The sequence below is a fragment of the Pseudomonas sp. Sample_10 genome (assembly GCF_004321495.1).
GTDB lineage: Bacteria > Pseudomonadota > Gammaproteobacteria > Pseudomonadales > Pseudomonadaceae > Aquipseudomonas.
Genome location: NZ_RCOE01000018.1, coordinates 1 through 22225, shown reverse-complemented (window position 1 = coordinate 22225; position 22225 = coordinate 1). Strand labels below are relative to the sequence as shown.

The 22225-nt window shown below is 59.0% G+C and carries 20 protein-coding genes; 10 read left to right on the top strand and 10 right to left on the bottom strand.

The window, feature by feature from the left end; genetic code table 11:
- Nucleotides 1–314, top strand: a 314-nt coding sequence (locus D8U18_RS01590; RefSeq protein ID WP_153189108.1) for a P-loop NTPase, incomplete at its 5' end; no start/stop codon positions are given.
- Between the two features lie 129 nt (nucleotides 315–443).
- Here the strand turns inward: D8U18_RS01590 and D8U18_RS01585 are convergent.
- The gene (locus tag D8U18_RS01585; RefSeq protein WP_130905939.1) at nucleotides 444–1202 is read right to left on the bottom strand and encodes an SDR family oxidoreductase; all 759 of its coding nucleotides are present in this window, start codon (nucleotides 1200–1202) and stop codon (nucleotides 444–446) included.
- Nucleotides 1203–1365: 163 nt separating this feature from the next.
- Between D8U18_RS01585 and D8U18_RS01580 the strand changes: the two genes are divergently transcribed.
- The 4 genes from D8U18_RS01580 to groL all read left to right on the top strand — a co-directional run bounded on the left by D8U18_RS01580 (nucleotide 1366) and on the right by groL (nucleotide 4879).
- The gene (locus tag D8U18_RS01580) at nucleotides 1366–2097 is read left to right on the top strand and encodes a HugZ family protein (RefSeq protein WP_056853587.1); all 732 of its coding nucleotides are present in this window, start codon (nucleotides 1366–1368) and stop codon (nucleotides 2095–2097) included.
- A gap of 66 nt (nucleotides 2098–2163) precedes the next feature.
- Nucleotides 2164–2640: an FxsA family protein gene (locus tag D8U18_RS01575; protein WP_131106867.1), complete on the top strand. Its 477-nt coding sequence runs from the start codon at nucleotides 2164–2166 to the stop codon at nucleotides 2638–2640.
- Between the two features lie 249 nt (nucleotides 2641–2889).
- On the top strand, nucleotides 2890–3183 hold the full coding sequence (locus D8U18_RS01570) for a co-chaperone GroES (protein WP_034149036.1): 294 nt from the start codon (nucleotides 2890–2892) through the stop codon (nucleotides 3181–3183).
- Between the two features lie 49 nt (nucleotides 3184–3232).
- The gene (gene groL / locus D8U18_RS01565) at nucleotides 3233–4879 is read left to right on the top strand and encodes a chaperonin GroEL (RefSeq protein WP_056853585.1); all 1647 of its coding nucleotides are present in this window, start codon (nucleotides 3233–3235) and stop codon (nucleotides 4877–4879) included.
- Between the two features lie 165 nt (nucleotides 4880–5044).
- Here groL and D8U18_RS01560 read toward each other — a convergent pair whose 3' ends face one another.
- Nucleotides 5045–5788, bottom strand: a complete 744-nt coding sequence (locus tag D8U18_RS01560) for a phosphatase PAP2 family protein (protein WP_131106866.1) — start codon at nucleotides 5786–5788, stop codon at nucleotides 5045–5047.
- Nucleotides 5789–6006: 218 nt separating this feature from the next.
- On the opposite strand from D8U18_RS01560, the gene colR reads away from it, so the two are divergent.
- The 5 genes from colR to D8U18_RS01535 all read left to right on the top strand — a co-directional run bounded on the left by colR (nucleotide 6007) and on the right by D8U18_RS01535 (nucleotide 9730).
- Nucleotides 6007–6690: a two-component system response regulator ColR gene (colR, locus tag D8U18_RS01555; RefSeq protein WP_056852733.1), complete on the top strand. Its 684-nt coding sequence runs from the start codon at nucleotides 6007–6009 to the stop codon at nucleotides 6688–6690.
- Entirely contained in the window at nucleotides 6680–7963 is a 1284-nt protein-coding gene (locus D8U18_RS01550; RefSeq protein WP_130905937.1) for a HAMP domain-containing sensor histidine kinase, read from the top strand. Before colR ends, D8U18_RS01550 begins: the two co-directional genes overlap by 11 nt.
- 153 nt (nucleotides 7964–8116) lie before the next feature.
- Complete coding sequence (locus D8U18_RS01545) at nucleotides 8117–8785, top strand: class I SAM-dependent methyltransferase (RefSeq protein ID WP_056852731.1); 669 nt, start codon at nucleotides 8117–8119, stop codon at nucleotides 8783–8785.
- Between the two features lie 4 nt (nucleotides 8786–8789).
- Nucleotides 8790–9503 (top strand): lipopolysaccharide kinase InaA family protein, encoded by a 714-nt coding sequence (locus D8U18_RS01540; RefSeq protein WP_056852730.1) that lies wholly within the window; start codon nucleotides 8790–8792, stop codon nucleotides 9501–9503.
- Nucleotides 9504–9505: 2 nt separating this feature from the next.
- Nucleotides 9506–9730 carry a hypothetical protein gene (locus D8U18_RS01535; RefSeq protein ID WP_082557526.1) on the top strand — a complete coding sequence of 75 codons (225 nt, stop codon included), beginning with the start codon at nucleotides 9506–9508 and terminating at the stop codon, nucleotides 9728–9730.
- A 93-nt stretch (nucleotides 9731–9823) separates the two neighbouring features.
- Here D8U18_RS01535 and D8U18_RS01530 read toward each other — a convergent pair whose 3' ends face one another.
- The 8 genes from D8U18_RS01530 to D8U18_RS01495 form a co-directional block, all read right to left on the bottom strand.
- Nucleotides 9824–12850, bottom strand: coding sequence for a multidrug efflux RND transporter permease subunit (locus D8U18_RS01530; protein ID WP_130905936.1), 3027 nt, complete (start codon nucleotides 12848–12850; stop codon nucleotides 9824–9826).
- A 14-nt stretch (nucleotides 12851–12864) separates the two neighbouring features.
- Nucleotides 12865–14013 carry an efflux RND transporter periplasmic adaptor subunit gene (locus D8U18_RS01525; RefSeq protein ID WP_056852728.1) on the bottom strand — a complete coding sequence of 383 codons (1149 nt, stop codon included), beginning with the start codon at nucleotides 14011–14013 and terminating at the stop codon, nucleotides 12865–12867.
- A 165-nt stretch (nucleotides 14014–14178) separates the two neighbouring features.
- Nucleotides 14179–15279, bottom strand: coding sequence for a DUF1513 domain-containing protein (locus D8U18_RS01520; protein ID WP_131106865.1), 1101 nt, complete (start codon nucleotides 15277–15279; stop codon nucleotides 14179–14181).
- A gap of 14 nt (nucleotides 15280–15293) precedes the next feature.
- Entirely contained in the window at nucleotides 15294–16358 is a 1065-nt protein-coding gene (locus D8U18_RS01515) for an imelysin family protein (protein WP_130905934.1), read from the bottom strand.
- A 27-nt stretch (nucleotides 16359–16385) separates the two neighbouring features.
- Nucleotides 16386–17813 (bottom strand): di-heme oxidoredictase family protein, encoded by a 1428-nt coding sequence (locus D8U18_RS01510; RefSeq protein ID WP_131106864.1) that lies wholly within the window; start codon nucleotides 17811–17813, stop codon nucleotides 16386–16388.
- A 273-nt stretch (nucleotides 17814–18086) separates the two neighbouring features.
- Nucleotides 18087–19442, bottom strand: a complete 1356-nt coding sequence (locus tag D8U18_RS01505; protein ID WP_056852724.1) for an imelysin family protein — start codon at nucleotides 19440–19442, stop codon at nucleotides 18087–18089.
- A gap of 168 nt (nucleotides 19443–19610) precedes the next feature.
- Nucleotides 19611–21662: a bifunctional diguanylate cyclase/phosphodiesterase gene (locus tag D8U18_RS01500; protein WP_056852723.1), complete on the bottom strand. Its 2052-nt coding sequence runs from the start codon at nucleotides 21660–21662 to the stop codon at nucleotides 19611–19613.
- Between the two features lie 420 nt (nucleotides 21663–22082).
- Nucleotides 22083–22225, bottom strand: a 143-nt coding sequence (locus D8U18_RS01495; RefSeq protein ID WP_241664270.1) for a Fe-Mn family superoxide dismutase, incomplete at its 5' end; no start/stop codon positions are given.

The following is a 22225-nucleotide window of genomic DNA, read 5'->3' as shown; positions in this document are numbered from 1 at the left end:
ACATTCCGGTGCTGGGCGTGGTGGAAAACATGGCCGTGCACATCTGCTCGAACTGTGGGCATGCCGAGCATCTGTTCGGTGAGGGCGGCGGGGTGAAACTGGCCAATCAGTACGGCGTCGAACTGCTGGCTTCGTTGCCGCTGGCGATGGCCATCCGCGAACAGGCCGATGGTGGCAAGCCAACAGTGATCGCCGAGCCGGACAGCCCGATCGCCCTGGTTTATCAGGAGCTGGCCCGCCACGTCGGTGCGCGGATCGTGTTGCAGGAAGCGTTGACGCCAGCGATGCCGAACATCAGCATCAGCGACGATTGATGGCCTGAAACACAATCAACTGTGGGAGCCAGCCTGCTGGCGATAGCGGATTCAGATTCACCAACCATGTTGGCTGAACCACCGCAATCGCCAGCAGGCTGGCTCCCACAGTGTTTTTCATGTCTGGGCTTAGATGCGCAACCCGCCATCCATCTCCAGAATCCGCCCGGTGTAGTAGTCGTTCTCGAAAATGTACGCCGCGGAATGGGCGATTTCTTCCGGCTTGCCCATGCGTTTGAGCGGAATCCCGGCAGTCATCTTCTCCAGCGCTTCAGGCTTCATGCCCAAAGTCATTTCGGTTTCGATGAAGCCCGGTGCAATGCCGGCCACGCGAATGCCGTAGCGCGCCAGTTCCTTGGCCCAGGTCACGGTGGCCGCAGCGACGCCGGCCTTGGCGGCAGAGTAGTTGGTCTGGCCGATGTTGCCAGCGCGGGAAATCGACGAGATATTGATAATCGCGCCATTGTTGTTCAGCTCAACCATTTTCGCCGCAACTTCACGGGTGCACAGGAATACACCGGTCAGGTTGACGTCGATCACTGCCTGCCACTGCGCCAGGCTCATTTTGGTCATTTCACCGTCCTTGACCTTGAGCAGCAGGCCGTCGCGCAGGATGCCGGCGTTGTTGATCAGGCCATGGATCGCACCGAAGTCTTCGGCGACCTGGGCAACCATGTGCGTGACTTGTTCTTCGTTGGCCACATTGCACAAGTAAGCGCGAGCTTCGACGCCTTTGGCTTTGCAGGCGGCGACCGCGTCATCGAGTTTTTCCTGGTTCAGGTCGACCAATGCCAGCTTCGCGCCCTTGCCGGCGAAATACTCGGCCATGGAACGGCCTAAACCCTGGCAACCGCCCGTGATAATGATTACTTTGTCAGTGAGTTGCATTCGCATGCCCCGGTAGCAGGTCTGAGTGGTTTCCTTGCTAGATAGCCTCTCGATCTGCGCCTGACCTGGCTTGGCTGCACATGAGAATTGCCCGATGGCGTGCTGGGACTTTCCAGCGCAGCCCGTCCGTTTTTTTGACGGATTCTATATAAGGAGTCATAAATTGAGCGTTGAAGCGGCTAAGCATGCACGAGAATTGCTTCTCAAGGAATACCGTGGAGTGCTCTCGACGCACTCCAAAGCAATGCCCGGTTTTCCGTTCGGCTCAGTGGTTCCGTATTGCCTGGATGAGCATGGCCGACCGTTGATCCTGATCAGCCGTATCGCGCAGCACACGCACAATCTGCAAAAAGATCCGAAATGTTCATTGTTCGTCGGTGAACGCGGCGCTGAAGATGTACAGGCCGTCGGTCGACTGACTTACCTGGCCGAAGCCCGACAGCTGGAAGACGCCGCGGCCATTGACGCCGCTGCCGAGCGCTATTACCGCTACTTTCCGGAATCGCAGAGCTACCACACCGCCCATGATTTTGATTTCTGGGTACTGACGCCGGTCCGTCATCGCTACATCGGTGGATTCGGTGCGATCCACTGGGTCAATGAGCTGACGCTGGCCAACCCGTTTGCCGGCAAGGCTGAAATCAGCATGGTCGAGCACATGAACGCCGATCACGCCAAAGCGATTGCCCATTACGTGGAACTGGCCGGTTTGCCAAAGACTTCCCCGGCGCAAATGGTCGGCATCGACAGCGAAGGCATGCACCTGCGCATCGGTCAAAGCCTCTACTGGCTACCGTTCCAGGCACCATGTAATACGCCGACACAAGTTCGCGAAGCCTTGGTTTTCCTGGCCCACGCTGAGCATTGGCCGAAAAATGAAGTGGCCGACGCTTGAATTCACGAAACGGCGACGTCATCTAAGGTGAACTGGCAAGGCATTCTTGCGTTGAGGAACCATTTGATGCGCCCTTTTTTGTTGCTCTTTCTGCTGTTCCCGGTGTTGGAGCTGTTCGTATTCGTCAAGGTGGCAGGGGCGATCGGGTTTTTCCCGGCCCTGCTGCTGGTAATACTCGGTTCGATGTTCGGTGTTTTTGTGCTGCGCATTGCCGGCCTGGCCACCGCACTGCGTGCCCGTGAAAGCCTGAACCGCGGTGAGCTACCGGCCCAGACCATGCTCGAAGGTCTGATGCTGGCGCTGGCCGGTGGCCTGTTGATCCTGCCCGGCTTCATCAGCGATGTGATCGGCCTGATCATGCTGTTGCCGATCAGTCGTCGTCTGCTGGCCAATAAAATGCGCCAGCGCGCCGAGGAACAGTCGATTCGCCAACGCGCCTTCGCCGATGACCTGCAGGCCCGTGGCGGCCCCGCACCACGCGAACCGCTGGGCCGTGAGCCCAACGTGATCGAAGGCGAGTTCGAACACCGCGATACCAAGTAATTCAATCTATCGACACGGCACCTTCGGGTGCCGTGATCGTTTGCGGGGCATCGACATGAAAATTTTTCGCTGCCGGCCCTTGTAATCAGCTTGTACGCCCTTATGTAACGGTCACCGCAAGGTTTCTGGCGATCACGCCAGACAGACTTCCGCGGTTCGCTCGACGAACCGCACCCGGCACCGCCGGACTTTGTTAAACCCGCCGGGACTACACCGGCCGATGAAAACCACAATTAGGAGAGATCGACAATGAAGCTTCGTCCTCTGCATGACCGCGTCGTCATCCGTCGCAGCGAAGAAGAAAAGAAAACCGCTGGCGGTATCGTCCTGCCAGGTTCGGCTGCTGAAAAAGCCAACAGCGGCGAGATCCTCGCTGTCGGCACCGGCCGCGTACTGGATAACGGTGAAGTGCGTGCACTGTCCGTGAAAGTGGGCGACAAGGTTGTGTTCGGTCCTTACTCCGGCAGCAACACTGTGAAAGTCGACGGCGAAGACCTGCTGGTAATGAGCGAGAACGAAATCCTCGCTGTTGTCGAAGGCTGATTCCCCGCTCATTTTCCCGCTACTACAAAGTATTTAAGGAATATCGATCATGGCTGCTAAAGAAGTTAAATTCGGCGATTCCGCCCGCAAGAAAATGCTCACCGGTGTCAACGTCCTGGCTGACGCAGTAAAAGCGACCCTGGGCCCGAAAGGCCGTAACGTGATCATCGAGAAGAGCTTCGGCGCTCCGACCATCACCAAGGACGGCGTTTCCGTAGCCAAAGAAATCGAACTGGAAGACCGTTTCGAGAACATGGGCGCGCAGCTGGTCAAAGACGTTGCCTCCCGTGCCAACGATGACGCAGGCGACGGCACCACCACCGCCACCGTTCTGGCTCAGTCGATCGTCAACGAAGGCCTGAAAGCCGTCGCTGCCGGCATGAACCCGATGGATCTGAAGCGCGGTATCGACAAAGCGACCATCGCGATCGTCAAAGAGCTGAAGGCCCTGTCCAAGCCATGCGCTGACACCAAGGCTATCGCTCAGGTAGGCACCATCTCCGCCAACTCCGACAACTCCATCGGCGACATCATTGCCGAAGCCATGGAAAAAGTCGGTAAAGAAGGCGTGATCACCGTTGAAGAAGGCTCGGGCCTGGAAAACGAACTGTCGGTTGTAGAAGGCATGCAGTTCGACCGTGGCTACCTGTCCCCGTACTTCGTCAACAAGCCAGAGACCATGGTCGCTGAGCTGGACGGCCCGCTGATCCTGCTGGTCGACAAAAAGATCTCGAACATCCGCGAAATGCTGCCAGTGCTGGAAGCCGTTGCCAAAGCCGGCCGTCCGCTGCTGATCGTGGCCGAAGACGTTGAAGGCGAAGCCCTGGCGACTCTGGTTGTGAACAACATGCGTGGCATCGTCAAAGTCGCAGCCGTCAAGGCTCCAGGCTTCGGCGACCGTCGCAAGGCCATGCTGCAGGACATCGCCGTTCTGACCGGCGGTACCGTTATCTCCGAAGAGATCGGTCTGAGCCTGGAAAGCACCACCCTGGAACACCTGGGTAACGCCAAGCGCGTGACCCTGTCCAAGGAAAACACCATCATCGTTGACGGTGCTGGCGTACAAGGCGACATCGAAGCGCGCATCAACCAGATCCGTGCCCAGGTTGCCGAAACGTCCTCGGACTACGACCGTGAAAAACTGCAAGAGCGTCTGGCCAAGCTGTCCGGCGGCGTTGCAGTGATCAAGGTTGGCGCTGGTTCCGAAGTTGAAATGAAAGAGAAGAAAGCCCGCGTTGAAGACGCCCTGCACGCTACCCGTGCAGCCGTTGAAGAAGGCGTGGTACCTGGCGGTGGCGTGGCCCTGATCCGTGCTCTGGAAGCACTGACCGAACTGAAAGGCGACAACGCCGATCAGGACGTGGGTATCGCTGTACTGCGTCGCGCTGTTGAAGCGCCGCTGCGCCAGATCGTTGCCAACTCCGGCGACGAGCCGAGCGTAGTGGTCGACAAGGTCAAGAACGGCGAAGGCAGCTTCGGCTACAACGCTGCGACTGGCGAATACGGCGACATGATCGAAATGGGCATCCTGGACCCAACCAAGGTTACCCGTTCGGCCCTGCAAGCTGCAGCTTCGATCGGCGGTCTGATCCTGACCACCGAAGCCGCTGTTGCTGATGCACCGAAGAAAGACGGCGGTGCTGGCGGCGGTATGCCAGACATGGGCGGTATGGGCGGCATGGGCGGCATGATGTAAGCCAGCCGTACCCCTGTACTAAAAACCCCGCCTGCGAAAGCCGGCGGGGTTTTTTGTTGCCCCAGAAAAATGTGTTGCGGTTGACAACCTCTTCGCGGGCAAGCCTCGCTCCTACGGTTATTCATTGGACCTGTAGGAGCGAGGCTTGCCCGCGAAGGCGTCAATTCAGGTGCTGACTAGCTCCGCGTTGACCGGCCCCTCAGCCTTCAACGCCGGTCGATACAGAATCCAGTAATACGACCCCAGGCAAATCAGCCAGCAGAACACTGCCGTCCACACGTTGTGCGAAAAGAAGTGCGCCCCCTGCATCATCCGCCCGATGGAAAACACCGAACCCAGGGCGAAGGCAAAGACGAACGCCGCCCGGGCCAGTCGCGGGCGACTATCACGCAACACGAAAAACAGCGCGAACAGCGTGAACCCGGTGGCCGCATGGCCACCCGGCCAGCAGCGCCCTGGCTTGTCGGTCTGCGGCCGGGGGCTGAGTAGTTCACTGTAGGTTTCATGGCCGCCGAACTGTTCCAGGCTCCACGGGCATTGCACCGCCGTCACTGCTTTCATCGGCGTGACAAACGAGGTCGCCAAGCCCAGAGACAACACCAGACAACCCAGTTCCCGTTTGTACGGTTTGAGTTTGTCCATGAAAAACGAACCAATGAAACCGAGTATGGCCAGTACCGAAAACGCAATGACCACTTGCTTGGCGCGGTCATGCAGTACGGTCTCGAGGAAGTAACTGTGGCGCCCGATGAACGCCCCGGCAACCGGGTCGTAAAACAGGCTGGCCAGGGCCATGTCCAGGGTTGTCAGTTCGAGGAGCACCAGAGTCATCGCCGCAACAGCGGGAATGCCCAGGTATACCCAGAGATTGAGCGGGCGAGAAGCGGGGCGTGCAGAAATCGAAACCATGAAAATTCCCGGGTCAGTGAAATGTTCTTGAGTGCGCAGCCGCGCGGAGTTTGAGCCCGTTTCTGTCGTCAGCCCGTGAATCGATAGTGAAAAAAACGTTGAGCCCCGAATCGGCCGTTTTGTGAGGTCGAGACTGCACGCAGTCCTAGCCGTGAGCCACACTTGGCCTTAAGCTGCGCGGGCCAAGACGGCCGTAACTGTGTACGGAGAAGGTGCCCATGCGAATTTTATTGGTTGAAGACAATCGCGATATCCTCGCCAATCTGGCCGATTACCTGGGGCTCAAAGGCTATACCGTCGATTGTGCACAGGACGGTCTGTCGGGCCTGCACCTGGCCGCCACCGAGCATTACGACTTGATCGTGCTCGACATCATGCTGCCTGGCATCGACGGCTACACCTTGTGCAAGCGCCTGCGCGAAGATGCCCGGCGCGACACCCCAGTCATCATGTTGACCGCACGCGACCAACTCGACGACCGGCTGCAAGGCTTCAAGTCTGGCGCCGACGATTACCTGATCAAACCTTTCGCACTTTCGGAACTGGCGGCACGGATCGAAGCGGTCATGCGGCGTACCCAGGGCGGTGGCCGTCGTACCTTGCAAGTCGGCGACTTGAGCTACGATCTGGACACGCTGGAAGTTACCCGCGAAGGGCGGTTGCTCAAGCTCAACCCGGTGGGCCTCAAGTTGCTCGCGGTATTGATGCAGAAAAGTCCGCATGTGCTGCGCCGGGAAATTCTTGAAGAAGCGTTATGGGGCGATGACTGCCCGGACAGTGACAGCCTGCGCAGCCATGTCCATCAGTTGCGTCAGGTGATCGACAAACCGTTCGCCAAACCGTTGCTGCATACCGTGCACGGTGTCGGTTATCGCCTGGCCGAGGGCCGCGATGGAGTTTAAGCAGAGCCTTGCCCAGCGCATCATCATTGCCTTCGCACTGATGAGTGCGTTGGTCGCGGGTGCCTTCGCAATGGGCATTGTCGCCACCGTGCATCTGGTGGAAGAGAAGTTGATTTCTGCCGGATTGGGTGGCGATTTGCAGCGCCTTCTGCTCATGGACAGTGTTTCGGACTGGAGCCATCGGCCCGAGCCGGATCAGTTGTTCTATTTCAGCGGAGGACCGGGCGATTTCGATTTGCCCAAGGATTTGCGACATCTGGACTCCGGTTTTCACGAGGTGTTTCGCGAACACCTGTCGTACCACGCGATGGTCGAAATCGTCGACGGGCGGCGTTATGTGCTGCTGCAGGACCAAAGCGATTTCGAAGAGCGTGAACGGGTGCTGTTCGCCGTTGTTCTCGTTGGCTTTGTGCTCAGCCTGGCGCTGGCGGTTTTCCTTGGCTGGGTTCTGGCGCGCAAGGTGATGGCGCCTGTTGTCCGGCTGGCCCGACAGGTCCGGCACCGCGATCAGTTGCTCGGTCTGGCACCGCCGCTGGCACCGGACTACGCGGCCGATGAAGTGGGGGAGCTGGCTGTGGCATTCGATGCGACCCTGGGGCGTCTGCGTCAGGCACTGACGCGGGAGCGACTGTTCACCAGCGATGTCAGCCACGAGTTGCGTACGCCGTTGATGGTTCTGGCCAGTTCCTGCGAGTTGTTGCTCGAGAACCCTGGCATCGATCAGCGCGGTCGCGCGCAGGTCGAGCGCATCTCCCGCGCCTGTGAAGAAATGCGTGAACTGGTACAAACCTTCCTGATGCTGGCCCGGGCCCAGCGCGAAGACACGAGCATGTCCCCGCAGCAGACGCTCACTGGCGTCGCCGACGGCTTGATCGGGCAGTGGCGCGCGCCCATTGAGGCCAAAGGCTTGACGCTGATTTTTGAACCGGGTCAGCCACAGAGCATTCGATACAACGCCACGCTGCTGAATGCGGTGATGGGTAACTTGCTGCGTAACGCGCTGCACTACACTGAACAAGGGTTTATCCGATTGACCCTGACGACCAGCGGTTTTGTCGTCGAGGACAGTGGCGTGGGCATTCCCGAAGAGAAGCGTGAAGCGATGTTCGAACCGTTCGTGCGCGGCAGTGAAAAGCGCGGTGAGGGCCTGGGCTTGGGGCTGTCACTGGTGCAGCGGATCTGTGAAAACCAGGGCTGGAGCGTCAGCCTGACCAACATGGAGCCCAATGGCTGTCGTTTTCAGGTGCAGTTGCACCCCACTCCAGCAAGCTGACCGTCGGCGACAAGCAATGGAGAGCGGCCCGTGTTTTGTAAAACCTCGAAACGATTAGGGGTTTTACATGACATTTTTTTCACAAAGGCATGACCTGACGCTGACACGGTGCTACCTAATGTGGGTGCCATCAGAAGTACAGGAGAGCTCGATATGGCCGGCCCGATCAAACTGGATTTTTCCGAAAAATACGACGACCAGCACGCACAACAGTATTTGCAAAAACATCAGGATGGACTGAGTCGTAAATTATCCCATTGGCGGGATGAGCAATTGGCTCGCAAGGCGCTGACTGCGGTCGGTGAGCCTGGTCTGGTCCTCGACCTGCCCTGCGGCGCTGGACGTTTCTGGCCATTGCTGGCGGAGAAACCCAACCGCGTGATCATCGGCGCCGACAATTCGGAGTCGATGTTGAAGATAGCTACTCAAGCGCAACCGGCCGATGTGGTGAAACGGGTACAACCCTTGCACACTTCTGCATTCGACATTGCCTTGCCTGATAACGCCGTCGACAGCATTTTCTGCATGCGATTGCTCCATCACATCGGTGAGGCCGAGCATCGACTGGCAATTTTGCGCGAATTCGAGCGCGTCACCCGTGATAGCGTCATTCTTTCACTGTGGGTAGATGGCAATTTCAAGGCCTGGAAACGCAAGCGCCTGGAACGGACCCGCAATCAGCAAGGTTACCAAAACCGATTTGTGTTACCTGCTGCTACGGTCGAACAGGAATTTGAACAAGCGGGTTTCCGAATTCAGGAACGTCTGGACTTTTTACCGCTCTATGCCATGTGGCGAGTTTACGTATTACGCAAGAGGTAACAGGATGGCAGTGCAGGTAGCAGCAGGATCGGATGATGGCTCCCAGGACCGTTTCGACTATTTCTGGAATCAGCGCGGTGAATGGGTAGAAGAGCCCAATGTTCGCCGCGGTGGAGAAAGTGGTGTGCAGCGCGTCAAGGGCAGTGATGATCAACTGCTCTACTTCAAACGCCAGACCGGGCATATCTATCGCAGCTTGCTGCACCCGTTTGGCCGGCCGACAGTGCTGCGTGAGCGCGATGCACTCATCGGCGTTGGCTCGCTCGGGGTCCTTGTTCCGCAAATTGTATTCTGCGGCGCACAGCGCGACCCCGTGCACAAATGGCGCGCCTTACTGGTAACAAAGTCACTGGATGGTTTCCAGGAAATTGAACATTGGTACGCCGACGGCGGCCGCGAGCGTCACGGTGAAGCCGTACATGATCGCGTGTTGCAGGCCTTGGCAGAAAACCTGGCCCGCATGCACAAAGGGCGTTGGCAGCATAGCTGCCTCTATATCAAACACGTATTCGTGCGGGTGACCGGCGAAGGCGAGGCGTCCAGGGTCGAGGTGGCTTTGATTGATCTGGAGAAGTGCCGCCAGCGTCTGACTTCACATCAGGCGGCTGCCCACGACATGAAGCAACTGCGCCGCCACTCGTCGTTCAGCTCAACTGACTGGAAGAAACTGGTCTACTTTTATGAGACGGCGTTTGGCAGCGCTATCAAGGGTTTATAGCAATGAAACTCGAAGTTGCGCGAGGTTTGTTTTTGATAGGAGCCTTGGCAGTCGCTTCGCTCGCGGTGGCTGCCTGGGAGCAGCCACGCACTCAAGTTCTCAGCTCAGCGAATGGCGATCATTGCCCTTTGCCACGAGTCGCCAAGACCTCCGTGGCTACACAGCCCGACCATGATTTGTTGCTGTTCATGTTCGGACTTTCTCAAGGATTGAGGCCGCAAAGTTGAAAAGTTTGAAGCCCAAATAAAAGGCCTCGCAAATGCGAGGCCTTTTATTTTCCGGTGTCTCGTCCATGACGCTTATCCAATGGGGGAGCGGTGTCAGGGTTTATCGTCTTTGGCCAGCAACGTATATACGCATGGCAACACGAACAAGGTAAACAGCGTCCCGATCGACATGCCTGTGGCGATCACCGTTCCGATGTCGAAACGGCTCACCGCCCCCGCGCCGGTGGCGATGATCAAGGGCACCATGCCAAATACCATGGCGGCAGTGGTCATCAATACCGGGCGCAGGCGAATGGCCGCTGCTTCCTCCACGGCCTCGCGTGGCGACAGGCCCTTGTCCTTGCGCAATTGGTTGGCGAATTCGACGATCAGGATCCCGTGCTTGCTGATCAACCCGATCAGCGTCACCAATCCGACCTGGGTGTAGATGTTCATGCTCGACCAGCCAAGGAACAACGGGATCAAGGCACCGCAGATCGACAGTGGCACTGTCACCAGAATCACCAGTGGGTCACGGAAGCTTTCGAACTGTGCAGCCAGCACCAGGAAAATGATTGCCAGTGCCAGGGCAAAGGTCACCCATAACGCGCTGCCTTCCTGTACGTATTGCCGCGAGGCACCGGCATAGTCGATGGCAAAGCCCACCGGCGCCTCTTCGCGGGCGATTTGCCGCACAACGTCGATAGCCTCGCCCATGCTGACCAGCGGCACACCGGACAGGATCGCCGAGTTGAGTTGCTGGAACTGGTTCAACTGCCGCGGTCGCGCACGGTCGGTCACGGTGATCAGGGTCGACAGGGCCAGCAGCTCGCCCTGGGTGTTTTTCACGTAATAGTTGTTCAGCCAGTCGGGATTGTCCCGAAACGGTCGCTCGACCTGAGCGATGACTTTGTAGCTGCGCCCCTCGATGGTGAATCGATTGATCTCCGCTTCACCAAGCAAGGTCGCCAGTGTTCCACCCAGATCCTGCATCGACACACCCATCTGGGCAGCCTTGGCACGATCGATGTCCACCACGACTTCCGGCTTGTCGAAGGCCAGGTCGACATCGACGAATGCGAACTTGCCGGACTCCATGGCGCGCTTTTTCACCCGGTCGACCACCTGCAACAGCAGCTCGTAGTCGTTGGCGGTGTTGATGACGAACTGGAAAGGCAGCCCTTCGCCAGTGCCTGGCAGCGAGGGCAGGTTGAAACCGAAAATCTGCAAGCCGGGAATGCTTTCGAGCTTGGCCTGAACCTCGGGCAGAATCTGCATCTGCGTCCGGCTGCGCTCGTTCCACGGTTTGAGCAGAAACCCGCCGATACCCGATTGCACTCCGTTGAATCCATTGATCTGGAAGGAAGAGTAATACTCGGGGAACGCCTTGAAGATCGAAATGAATTCGTCGGTGTAGGTGTTCAGGTAATCGAGGTTGGTCGGTTGCGGGGCGTTGGCGATCATGAAAATGATGCCTTGGTCCTCGTCCGGTGCCAGTTCCGATTTGGTGAACTTGAGCAACACCGGAATCAGGCACAAAACAATGACCGCGAACACCAGCACCACGGGCCGGGTATTGAGCGTTCCGTGGAGCATGCTCTGATAGCGGCGCTTGAGGCTTTCGAAAATCAGGTCGAGGCGATGGGCCAGGCCGCTGGGGTTTTCATCGTGACGCAATAGAAAGGCGCACATCATCGGTGACAGGGTCAGGGCGACGATGCCAGAGATCACTACGGCGCCGGCCAGGGTCAGGGCAAACTCCTTGAACAATGCGCCGGTCAGCCCCGTCAGGAAGCCGATCGGCGCATACACCGCCGCGAGAGTGATGGTCATTGAAACCACCGGCATGGCGATTTCCCGGGCACCCTCTATAGCAGCGTCCCGCGGTGTCTTGCCTTCTTCGATATGGCGGTGGATGTTCTCCACCACGACGATGGCATCGTCCACCACCAGGCCGATGGCCAGCACCATCGCCAACAGCGTCAGCAGGTTGATCGAGTAACCCATCATCTGCATGAAGAACATCACGCCGATCATCGACAGCGGAATGGTGACCACCGGGATCACCACCGAGCGCAGTGCACCGAGAAACAGGAACACCACGACGATCACGATCAGGACCGCTTCGAACAGGGTTTTCACCACTTCATCGATAGAGGCCTGAATGAACAGCGTGGCGTCGTAGGCAATTTCACCCTTGAGGTTCGGCGGCAACTGGGCTTCAAGATCCGGCATGATCTTGCGCACTTCCTTGATCACATCCAGCGGGTTGGCACCGGGCGTGGCCTTGATGCCGATATACACCGAGGGCGTACCGCCAAAGGAACTGATGGTGTCGTAGTTTTCGGCGCCCATCTCGACCCGGGCGACATCGCGCAGCAGTACGCGACTGTCGCCATCGACCTTGAGCGCAATCGCAGAAAAGGCTTCGGCGGATTTCAGCTCGGTGCTGGCGTTGATGCTGGTGACCACGTACTCGCCCTTCACCTCGCCAGCGGCGGACAGGAAGTTGTACTGGCGCACGGCGTTGGTCACGTCGCTGGCCGTCAGACCGAAACCGGCGAGTTTCACCGGGTCAAGCCACAGGCGCATGGCGAACACCTGGTTGCCGAGAATCTCGGCTTCGGCCATGCCGGGCAGGGTTGCCAGTTTCGGCTGGATCACCCGTGACAGGTAGTCGGTGATCTGCGGGTTGCTCAACTCCTTGCTGAAAAAACTGATGTACATCAGCGCCGAGGCATCGGCGGCTTCCTTGCTCAGGACCGGGTCTTCAGCGTCCTGGGGCAATTGGTTCTTCACCTCGTTGGCCTTGGCCAGCAGTTCGGTGAACAGTCGGTCGCTGTTGGCACCGATGCGCGCGTAGATCGAGATCACCGAAAAGTTCTGGCGACTGACCGAGGTCATGTAGTCGATACCCTCGGCGCTGGCCAGGCTTTGCTGCATCGGCTGGGTGATATAGCCCTGGATGGTTTCGGCGTTGGCCCCGGGGTACGCCGTGGTCACCGTGATCAGGGCGTTTTCCATTTGCGGGTATTGGCGTAGCGGCAACTTGCTCCAGGCCTGGAAGCCCAGCAGCACGATCAGCAGGCTGACCACGGTGGCGAGCACCGGGCGGCGGATGAACGGATCAGTAAAAGCCATTGGGGGTTCCTTGATCAGTCAGCGCGAGGCTGACTGTTCTTTTCGGCTAGGGTCTTGTCATCGCTGATGGCGATGCGCGCGCCATTGTCGAGTTTGATCTGGCCAGCCGTGACAATCGTTTCACCGTTCTGCACGCCTTTGGTGATGATCACCATTGCATCGCGCCGTTCGCCGGTTTCGACAAAGCGCCGCTCGGCAATCAGGATCGGTTGCCCCTTGTCGTCCTTCTCCACGCTGCCGTCTTCGGCTTTTTTCTGGGTGGCGACATAGACCGAGTTGCCATAGAGCGTGTAGGTGATCGCGCTTTCCGGTACGACGATGCGTGGCTGCGGGTCGGGCAATATGACCTGCAGGCTGGCGAACATCCCCGGCAGCAGCTTGCCATCGGGGTTGGCCAGGGTGGCCCGGACCTGCACGTTGCGCGTGCTGTTCTCGACTTTGGGGTTGATTGCACTGATGGTGCCGGGGAATTCTTCTGTGGGGAACGCCGCGACAATGAGCTGCACCGGTTGACCGACGGCGATCTTCGGTACCGACTGTTCGGGAACGAAGAAATCGACATACAGACTGCTGAGGTCCTGCAGGGTGGCGATCATGGTGCCTGTGGCCACGTAGTCGCCGACGTCCACCTGACGAATGCCGATGGTGCCGCTGAAGGGGGCGAGGATGCTTTTTTTGCCGAGTGCAGCCCTGAGTTGGTTGACCGTGGCCTTGCTCTTTTTCAGTACCGCCGAGAGGCGGTCGAATTCACCTTTGGAAATGGCCTGGCTGCCTACCAGTTGGCTACCGCGACCGTAATCGACCTGAGCCAGCCCAAGGTCGGCCTGGGCGGTTTCAAGCAGAGCGCTTTCCACGGCGCTGTCGAGCCGCAGGAGCAGTTGGCCGGCCTTGACCTTCTGCCCTGATTCGAACTGCAGGTCCACAACAGTGCCATCGGTCTCCAGGCTCAGGTCCACGCCTTGCAGTGCCTTGAGCGTGCCGATGGTGGGCAGGCGTGCCTGCCATGGCCGTTCGGTTGCCTTGGCCACGGCAACGCTGATCGGTGGTTTTGGCGCGGAGAAACCTTGAATCATCGTGTAGATGGAGAAGGCTTTATATCCGGCCAGGACCAGCACGATCAGCAGAACAACACCCAACATGATCAGCATGCGGCGACGCAGCATATTCCAGTTCCTTGGAGAAAATCAGGTGAGACAGTGGGCACATTACCGCGACTGGGAAGGGTAATCCAACTGCCAGTTTTTACAGGTTGTGAGGTATTGGAGAGGTGATGTCGTGAAAAGATCGTCCGGGAGCGGCCCCAGCTATCGGACGATCTTTTGACGTAATTACGCCATCAGATGCAGATGGTTGTCCCAGAGCCCTGCCGGCAGCTCCAACGGTTTTGCAACCAGCTCTGTCTGGCGGCAATCGTAGTAACGGCAGCGGCCCTGGCCAGAGGTCACGACAAACCCGTCGGCGACCGCGCCAACGCCAGCGCAATCGGCAAGCGGTGCATCCAGGCGCACTTCGCCGCTGTCCAGGTCCCAGATGAAAAAGCGGTTGCCCCGTGGCGCAGTCAAGGCCACCAATCGCAGGTCGCTGTGCACCGCGACACTGGCGGTGTAATGCCCCATGGCCTGTAACTGGTGCTCCGGCACCGGGAACGCCACGAACGGTTGGCCGGGGCGCTTGATTGCCAGCAGCTCCGACGATTCATGAGCCGCGCCCATGAACTGCTGACCGGCAACGATGGTGCCGTCGCTGGCGATGCCCAGGTGGCGCACGCTGTTCATCTGCTGGCCGAGGGTTTCCTTGCTCAACAGCTTGCCGTCGCGTTGCATCAACACCAGGCTTGGTTCCATGGCGTCGAGATTCATCTCGACCCGGCTTTCCGCTTCGGTGCGAATCCCGCCGTTGGCCACCACCAGGGTTTCGCCATCGGGCATCCACGACACTTGATGCGGGCCGATGCCATGGGTGGAGATCTCGCCGCTGTGCACCAGTCGCTCGCCTTCGAACTTATACACACCCAGCAAGCCGCGACCCGGATCAGTGGTGTCGTTTTCGGTGGCATACAGCCAGTCACCGCTGTGGTGAATCACCGCGTGACCGTAGAAGTGCCGATTCGGTTGTGATGTCAGCGTTTGCAGCAAAGTCCCGTCGCGCAGGTCGATCAGGTAGCTCTCGGTGCCCGGGCGACGGGCGACGAACAGCGCAATCGACAACGTCGGGTGGTTGATGATGTCGTGGCAACGCTGGCCGACCTGGGTGGCAAACACCCGGGTGCCGTCCAGCCGATACCCGACGGCGTAGTGCTTGCCGTCGGTATCGTCCCGCGCCGAGAGGAGCAGCGGGCTGGCGTCTTTGTGCTTGAACAGCTTCCAGCCGCCCAGTGTCACCGCACCCAGCAACAAACTTCCTAACGTCAGAGCCTGGCGTCGCAGCATGGCACTTGCCCTCATCAGTCACCGTCGTTGGCGTTGAAGCCCAGTTGGATGCCCAGCGCCTTGGCCAGTTCGCCTTCGTGCAGGCGATGGACGACGTTGAGGCTGTCGTAGATATCGTTGAGTTGCTGGCGACCGGCGTCGTCGTTGAGCATTTCGGTCAGCGAGCGCTGGTTGCTGGCGAACAGTTTCAACGAAGCGGCATAGGCGGCGTCGATCTTGTCGGCCAATGGCTTCTGATCGCTTGGCAACAGGCTGCGCAAGCCCTTGTTGTCGACGCCTTCCCAGACTGTTTTGGCAGCGGCCAGGCTTGCCTCAAGGCCGGCCAGGGAAGATTGGCTGCGCCATGCATCGGCCTGGAACGGTTGCGGGACCCCCTTGGTCTGGCGCCCCATTGGCGTGCCGAGTTTTTTCTTCAGGCTGTCGAGTGCGGTGACCTGCACGCGCAACAGATCGGCAATCGCTTCATGGGAATCGGCGTAACGCTGGTTCGGGAACTTGCTCATTTGCGCGAGCATGCCGTCAGTGTTGTTCCAGCTTTTCAGAATCTCTTCGGCCAATTGTTTCTGACGCTCGCCAATGGCGATCAACAGCGGGCAATACTTGGCTTTCTGCTCGGCGTTGGCCACATCTGGCTTGCTGTCGAACAGAATGTATTCGTAGGCCGACAGGCCTTGCACCACGACGCTGGACTTGGTCAGTGCCGCTGCATCGATTTGCGGCTGTGCCGTGATCAGTTGCTCGACTTGGCGGCCGACCAGGTTTTTCTTGTCCGGCCAGAACTGCACTTGCCATGCACGATTGCCTTCAGCCAGCGGCCCGATCAACAGCGGTTGCAGCTCGGCCCAGGCTTTTTGTGCGTGCAGGAAGTCGGCGCGGGCAGTTTCCAGTGTTTCCTTGCCTTCGCAGTAGGCCAGCGCGCTGACAGCCAGTTGGCGGTCGGCTTCTACCCAGCGGGTGTAGGTCGGCAGGATCACCGATTTGGCGATGGCTGCCGACGTGACCGCTTGCGGGTCCTGAGGCGAACAGGCGCCCAACGCTAGTGCGGCCAGGCTGGTGAACAACAATTTGGGACGAAACATGTCGGGCTCCCGCAGATGGAATGCGTATTAAAGTGAATTCAAAAACGCCAGCAACGCGGCGCGCTGCTCGGCATTGAAAGACAAAACCTGTTGCTGCGCCGCGGTTGCTTCGCCGCCATGCCAGAGCACGGCTTCGAGCAGATTGCGAGCGCGGCCGTCATGCAAATACTGGGTATGGCCGCTGACCGCTTGCGTCAATCCAATGCCCCACAACGGCGGCGTGCGCCAGTCGCGGCCACTGGCCTGGAATTCGCTGCGGTTGTCGGCCAGGCCGTCGCCCATGTCATGCAGCAGCAGATCGCTGTAAGGGCGAATCACTTGATTGGCCAGTTCAGGTTCGGCGGCGTTGGCGGCGGTGGTGTATTTCGGCGTATGGCAGGACTGGCATCCCGCCTGATAGAACAAATTCTTGCCGGCCAGCACTTCAGCAGCGTTGACATCACGGCGGGCCGGAACGGCGAGGTTGCGAGTGTAGAACAGCACCAAGCGCAGGATGTTGTCGCTGACTTCCGGCTCGCCATCTACGCCGTTGCCATTCGGCGCCTGTTTGCAGGCGGTTTGCCCGTCGGTGCAGTCATCAAAGGGTCTGAGGCTGGTCGTGAGACCCATGTCACCGGAAAACGCGTGAACATTCTGCTGATTGAGATTCGGTTGCCCGGCTTTCCAGCCAAATCGCCCGAGTACGGTTTTCTGTTGCGCGTCATCCCAGACCCGGTTCGGGCGTCCGGCGATACCGTCCTTGGCTTTGGCCTGAGCCGCGGCATTGGCCAGGATTGCTTCCTCGGGGATGGCTTCGAGCAGGCCCAGGCCAATCATCGGCGGCGCGACCCGTGCCGAGAAACGTGTGTCTGGGTGCATCGGGCCGTAATTCAACTGGGTGATGTTGAGGCTCGGCTTGCGTAATTCGACTTCAGTGCCGTCCTTGAATTGCACCTTAACCGGTGTGTAGTCGACCCGCACCTTGCCCTCGGGGGCGACACCGGGCACGGCCATGTCCTGGAACTGCCCGCCGTAGACGGGTTCCGGCACGACACCCAGTTGCTCGATGACTTTGGCATAAGCCGGGGTGTCGGGAATCGACAGGCGCACCAGCATCGATACGGCATTCGAAGCGTCAGGTTCGGGCGGGTGACCGCGACCGTCCTTGATGTGGCAGCCCTGGCAGGCATTGGTGTTGAACAGAGGACCCAGACCATCACGGGCTGTCGTGGTCGACGGCGCAATCACCCAAGGGTTGCGGAAGAAGCTGTTGCCGACGCTGAAATCCACACGCCGTGAAGGTGGCAGGTTGGCCGAGGGCAGGGAAAATGCGTTTTGATCAGTCTTGCGTACGGTGGCACTACCGCCGGAGCGGGCTTCACCGGGTTCGGCCTCGGTAAACCGCGGGGCGTCATCGCAGGCACTCAGGCCCAGGGCCAGAAACAGTGCGGACAAGCGAAGAGGCAGCGAGGGCATCAGACATCCTGCAAGACGAGCAAAACAAGGGCGCAAAGTCTAACAGGGGATAAGAGTTTGAATAAGAGGAATTATCGTTTGGTTGATGTAGCGCACTGATCGTTCCCACGCTCTGCGTGGGAATGCCTCTACGGACGCTCCGCGTTCGGCTCTGGATGGGACGCGGAGCGTCCCGGGCTGCTTTCCCACGCAGAGCGTGGGAATGATCGGCACTCAAAAAACAGGTATGAAAAAGGCGACCCGAAGGTCGCCTTTTTATTCAGCCAGCGTTGATCAGAATTCGTGATCAGCGTTGTCCGGGTTCAGGTCGCTGATACCCAGTTTGCCGGCAGCCGCTTCGATCGAACCGGTCTGCTTGACCAGCGAAGCGATGGCGTCGCGAACGATCTGGTTGCCCGCGGCGTTGCCGGCAGCGATCAACTGGTCGTAGTGCTCACCCTTGTTGGCGTGGTCAACGATGACCTGCATCTTGGCTTCGGTGGCGGCCAGGTCGGCTTTCAACGCGGTGTCGGCAGCCGGGTCGGCCTTGGCCACCAGCGACGACAGGCTGGCGCCGGTCATTTTGGTGCCATCGACGCGGGTGTATTCGCCCAGGTACACGTTCCGAATGCCCTTGGCATCGTAGAACTGCGAATTGTGGGTGTTGTCGCTGAAGCAGTCGTGTTCGTCTTCCGGAGAGTTGGCTTCCAGGGACACCTTCATGCGCTCGCCCGCCAGTTCGCCGAGGGACAGGCTGCCCATGCCGAACAGCATTTTGCGCAGGCCGGTTTCAGCCGGTTCGGCTTCCAGGGTGGCGCGGTAGTTGTCGGCCACGTTCGGCTTCCAGTTGCCGACCATTTCTTCGAGGTCGCTGACCAGCAGCTGGGTCACTGCCTTCAGGTACGCGCGGCGGCGCTCGTTGTGACCGCCGGTTGCGCCTTTGCCTTCCAGATAGTCGGAAGCCGGACGGTTGCCGGCACCAGGGCCGGTGCCGTTCAGGTCCTGGCCCCAGAGCAGGAATTCGATGGCGTGGTAGCCGGTGGCGACGTTGGCCTCGGAACCGCCCAGCTCGTTCAGGCTGGCCAGTTTTTCCGGGGTGATGTCTTTGACGTCGATCTTGTCTTCGCCGACTTGAACCTGGGTGTTGGCGATGATGTTGGCAGTGGCGCCCGGGTTACCTAGGGCGTGCTCGTAGGATTTGTCGACGTAGTCGATCAGGCCTTCGTCCAGTGGCCAGGCATTCACCTGACCTTCCCAGTCGTCGATGATGGTGTTGCCGAAACGGAACACTTCGCTCTGCAGGTAAGGAACGCGAGCTGCGATCCAGGCAGCCTTGGCGGCTTTCAGGGTGTCGGCGTTCGGCTTGGCGAGGAACGCGTCGATGGCGGTTTGCAGGGTTTTCGCGGTGGATTCGGCATCGCTGTAAACGGCGAAAACGATGTCGGCATAGTGCGCGACAACGGCTTTGGCGGCCGCTTCGTCGACTTTACCGGCAGCGGCAGGCGCAGCGGCTGGAGCAGCCGGGGTAGCAGCAGTGCTGGCAGCCGGCGCAGGTGCGACAGCTTTTTCTTTGTCCTTGCCTTCACCGCAACCGGCGAGGGAAATTGCGATGGCCAACAGACTGGCGGTAGCCAGAGGCATACGAATCATGGCGAACATCCTGCTTCGAGAGGGAGGTGATAAGGCGCTGTGAGAGCGCAAAACTGCGACATAATGCAAATCTTTCGCATTATGTGTAAAGGGTTGTGCTTGGAAATATTTCTTATTCACATGACTGAATGCCGGCCGCCAGCGAGAGCAAGCTCCCTCGCCACAGGTTCAGAGGATCGCGGCGTTACTGCGCTGGGCCTGCTTCAGGTACGCACCCAATTCCCGTGCCGGCAGGGGTTTGCTGTAGTGATAGCCCTGACCTTCGTGACAACCTTCGGAAATGATGTAGGCCTCCTGCTCGGCCGTTTCCACGCCCTCGGCGATGACTTGCATGCCCAGGCTCTTGCCCAGCTGGATGATCGCGCGAACGATCGTCGCGTCATCGTCGTCATCGAGCAGGTCCTGGACGAAACTCTTGTCGATCTTGATCTTGTCCAACGGCAGGCTTTTCAGATAGCTCAGTGACGAGTAGCCCGTGCCGAAGTCGTCAATCGCAATCAGTGCCCCGGAGCGCCGCAGGCTGAGCAGGTGCTGAGCGGCGGTGCTGATGTCTTCCATCAGGCCGGTTTCGGTGACTTCCAGTTCCAGGCTGCGCGGCGGCAGGCGGTACATCTGCAGCAGATTGTTCACCACCCTTGGCAGCTCGGCGTGGTGCAACTGCACGGTGGACAGGTTCACGGCCATGCGCAGGTCGCTGAAGCCCTGATCGTGCCAGTCGCGAAGCTGCTTGCACGCCTGGTCCAGAACCCATTCGCCGATGGCGATGATGGTGCCGTTCTGCTCGGCCAGCGGGATGAACAGGTCCGGCGGCACCAGTCCATGTTCCGGGTGCTGCCAGCGAATCAGCGCTTCGACGCCCACCACGCGATGATCCCGATAGCTGATTTGCGGCTGATAGACCAGGTAGAACTGTTCGCGGGCCAAGGCATCGCGCAGGTCTTTTTCCAGCTCGCGACGGCGGCGCATCTCGGTGTCGACGCTGGCGATATAAAACTGGTAACGATTGCGCGAGCGGGTCTTGGCCAGGGTCATGGTCTGCTCGGCTTTTTGCAGCAGCTTCTCGGTGCTGTCGCCGTCTTCGGGGAATAGCGTGATGCCGATGGTGGCGCGCAGGCGAATTTCCTGATGATCGAGGGCAAACGCCGCTTCCAGGTCATCGAGAATGCTTTGGGCCAGCTCGGCGGCTTCGTAGGGTTGTTCGATATCGGCCTGCACCAGGGCGAACTGGTCGCCCCCGAGACGGGCGAGGGCGCCGAGGCGTCCACTGTGCGCGCGCAGGCGATCGGCCAGGGCCAGCAGTAACTGGTCGCCGGTCTGGTAGCTGAACTGTTCGTTGATACCCTTGAAGTCATCCAGCCCGACACACAGCACCGCGACCCGGCGTTGAAGCTTGCCAGCGTCGACGAGGATCTTGTCCAGTTGCGTTTGCAGCTGCTGACGGTTCGGCAGGCCGGTGAGGAAGTCATACTGGGCCATGCGCAGCAGGCTGTTTTCCGCTTCGTGGCGCAGATGGGTGTTGCGCTCGATGGACTCCAGCAACTGGTTGGCGGTGTTGATCCAGATGCCTAGCTCGTTTTTTTCATGGCCCTTGAGCTGCGGAATCTTGTGTTCGCTGGGGCGATCGGGATTGATTTCGGTCAAATGCTCGATGATCCGCGACAAAGGCTTGGTCAGCAGCCAGTGATAAACCAGGTACAGCACCAGCCCCATCGCCAGGGCACGCAGTACACCGGAAATGAAAATGATCACCGAACTGACGATAAAACCCTGGCCATAGGTGGCCGTGTCGAGGGTTATGCTCAGGTCGCCGTAATACTCACTGTAAGGACCACGACCGACCAACTGAGTGGTGAAGGTGCGTTCCTTGCCGAGGATCACGTCGGTCAGCCAGCGGCTGTTGGAATGCTGCAATTCGCGTGATTTTTGCGCGAGCATGGCTTCGTTGGGATGACCGATGGAAGCCTGGCGAACGGCATCGTCCTGAAACAGGCCTTCGATCACCTGCATGCCCATTTCCCGGTCCAGGCTATAGACGGCCTGGGTCGAAGGGTCGCGGAACATGTCGAGAATGCGTTGGGCATCCCCGGCAACGGCCTGGCGGGTCTTATAGGCATCGAAAACAATCTGCGCGCAGCTCAAGACCACACCGACGATCAATGCCGACAGGAGCACGACCCGGAGCAACTTCACCGACAAGCTGTTCTTGAGTTCCAGCTTCAAAGGGTTATTCCTTGTTCCGTGCGGGTAGCATCAAGTTGCCATGAGTATTGGCAATCTCGTGATGGCAGTCAAAGGGACAATCATCCGTGAGGGATTTTGCCTGCAGCTTGGCCGATTTGCTGTGCCTGGTTTATTGATCCGATGGGTACTGTGTCGGTAGTCGGGTCCTTCAACTTGAGGGGAAGTGGGGATTTTTTCCTTTCATTGATGTTAGACCGGTGTGGCTTTGGGGCAAGCGGGTGATAGCGGGTTTCATCGTGGGAAAACTCCGATCCCTGTAGGAGCGAGCCTGCATACGCCACGCAACCTGTGGGAGCTGGCTTGCCAGCGATGGCGCCCTGCCAGCCAACCAATCTCCAGCAGATGTACACCATAAAAAAACCCGGCTAAAAAGCCGGGTTCTTTTGTCTGGCATCGAGCTTAAGCGGTGAAGGTTTTGCCTTCGAACTGCTCAGCCACGAATTTCCAGTTGACCAGGTTCCAGAACGCTTCAACGTACTTCGGACGCAGGTTGCGGTAGTCGATGTAGTAAGCGTGTTCCCAGACGTCGCAGGTCAGCAGCG

What these genes read in the sequence shown, in the direction of transcription:
- D8U18_RS01585 (WP_130905939.1), bottom strand. Translation starts at nt 1,202, where the DNA reads ATGCAACTCACTGACAAAGTAATCATTATCACGGGCGGTTGCCAGGGT.
- D8U18_RS01575 (WP_131106867.1), top strand. Translation starts at nt 2,164, where the DNA reads ATGCGCCCTTTTTTGTTGCTCTTTCTGCTGTTCCCGGTGTTGGAGCTG.
- D8U18_RS01570 (WP_034149036.1), top strand. Translation starts at nt 2,890, where the DNA reads ATGAAGCTTCGTCCTCTGCATGACCGCGTCGTCATCCGTCGCAGCGAA.
- groL (WP_056853585.1), top strand. Translation starts at nt 3,233, where the DNA reads ATGGCTGCTAAAGAAGTTAAATTCGGCGATTCCGCCCGCAAGAAAATG.
- D8U18_RS01560 (WP_131106866.1), bottom strand. Translation starts at nt 5,788, where the DNA reads ATGGTTTCGATTTCTGCACGCCCCGCTTCTCGCCCGCTCAATCTCTGG.
- colR (WP_056852733.1), top strand. Translation starts at nt 6,007, where the DNA reads ATGCGAATTTTATTGGTTGAAGACAATCGCGATATCCTCGCCAATCTG.
- D8U18_RS01550 (WP_130905937.1), top strand. Translation starts at nt 6,680, where the DNA reads ATGGAGTTTAAGCAGAGCCTTGCCCAGCGCATCATCATTGCCTTCGCA.
- D8U18_RS01545 (WP_056852731.1), top strand. Translation starts at nt 8,117, where the DNA reads ATGGCCGGCCCGATCAAACTGGATTTTTCCGAAAAATACGACGACCAG.
- D8U18_RS01540 (WP_056852730.1), top strand. Translation starts at nt 8,790, where the DNA reads ATGGCAGTGCAGGTAGCAGCAGGATCGGATGATGGCTCCCAGGACCGT.
- D8U18_RS01535 (WP_082557526.1), top strand. Translation starts at nt 9,506, where the DNA reads ATGAAACTCGAAGTTGCGCGAGGTTTGTTTTTGATAGGAGCCTTGGCA.
- D8U18_RS01530 (WP_130905936.1), bottom strand. Translation starts at nt 12,850, where the DNA reads ATGGCTTTTACTGATCCGTTCATCCGCCGCCCGGTGCTCGCCACCGTG.
- D8U18_RS01525 (WP_056852728.1), bottom strand. Translation starts at nt 14,013, where the DNA reads ATGCTGCGTCGCCGCATGCTGATCATGTTGGGTGTTGTTCTGCTGATC.
- D8U18_RS01520 (WP_131106865.1), bottom strand. Translation starts at nt 15,279, where the DNA reads ATGCTGCGACGCCAGGCTCTGACGTTAGGAAGTTTGTTGCTGGGTGCG.
- D8U18_RS01515 (WP_130905934.1), bottom strand. Translation starts at nt 16,358, where the DNA reads ATGTTTCGTCCCAAATTGTTGTTCACCAGCCTGGCCGCACTAGCGTTG.
- D8U18_RS01510 (WP_131106864.1), bottom strand. Translation starts at nt 17,813, where the DNA reads ATGCCCTCGCTGCCTCTTCGCTTGTCCGCACTGTTTCTGGCCCTGGGC.
- D8U18_RS01505 (WP_056852724.1), bottom strand. Translation starts at nt 19,442, where the DNA reads ATGATTCGTATGCCTCTGGCTACCGCCAGTCTGTTGGCCATCGCAATT.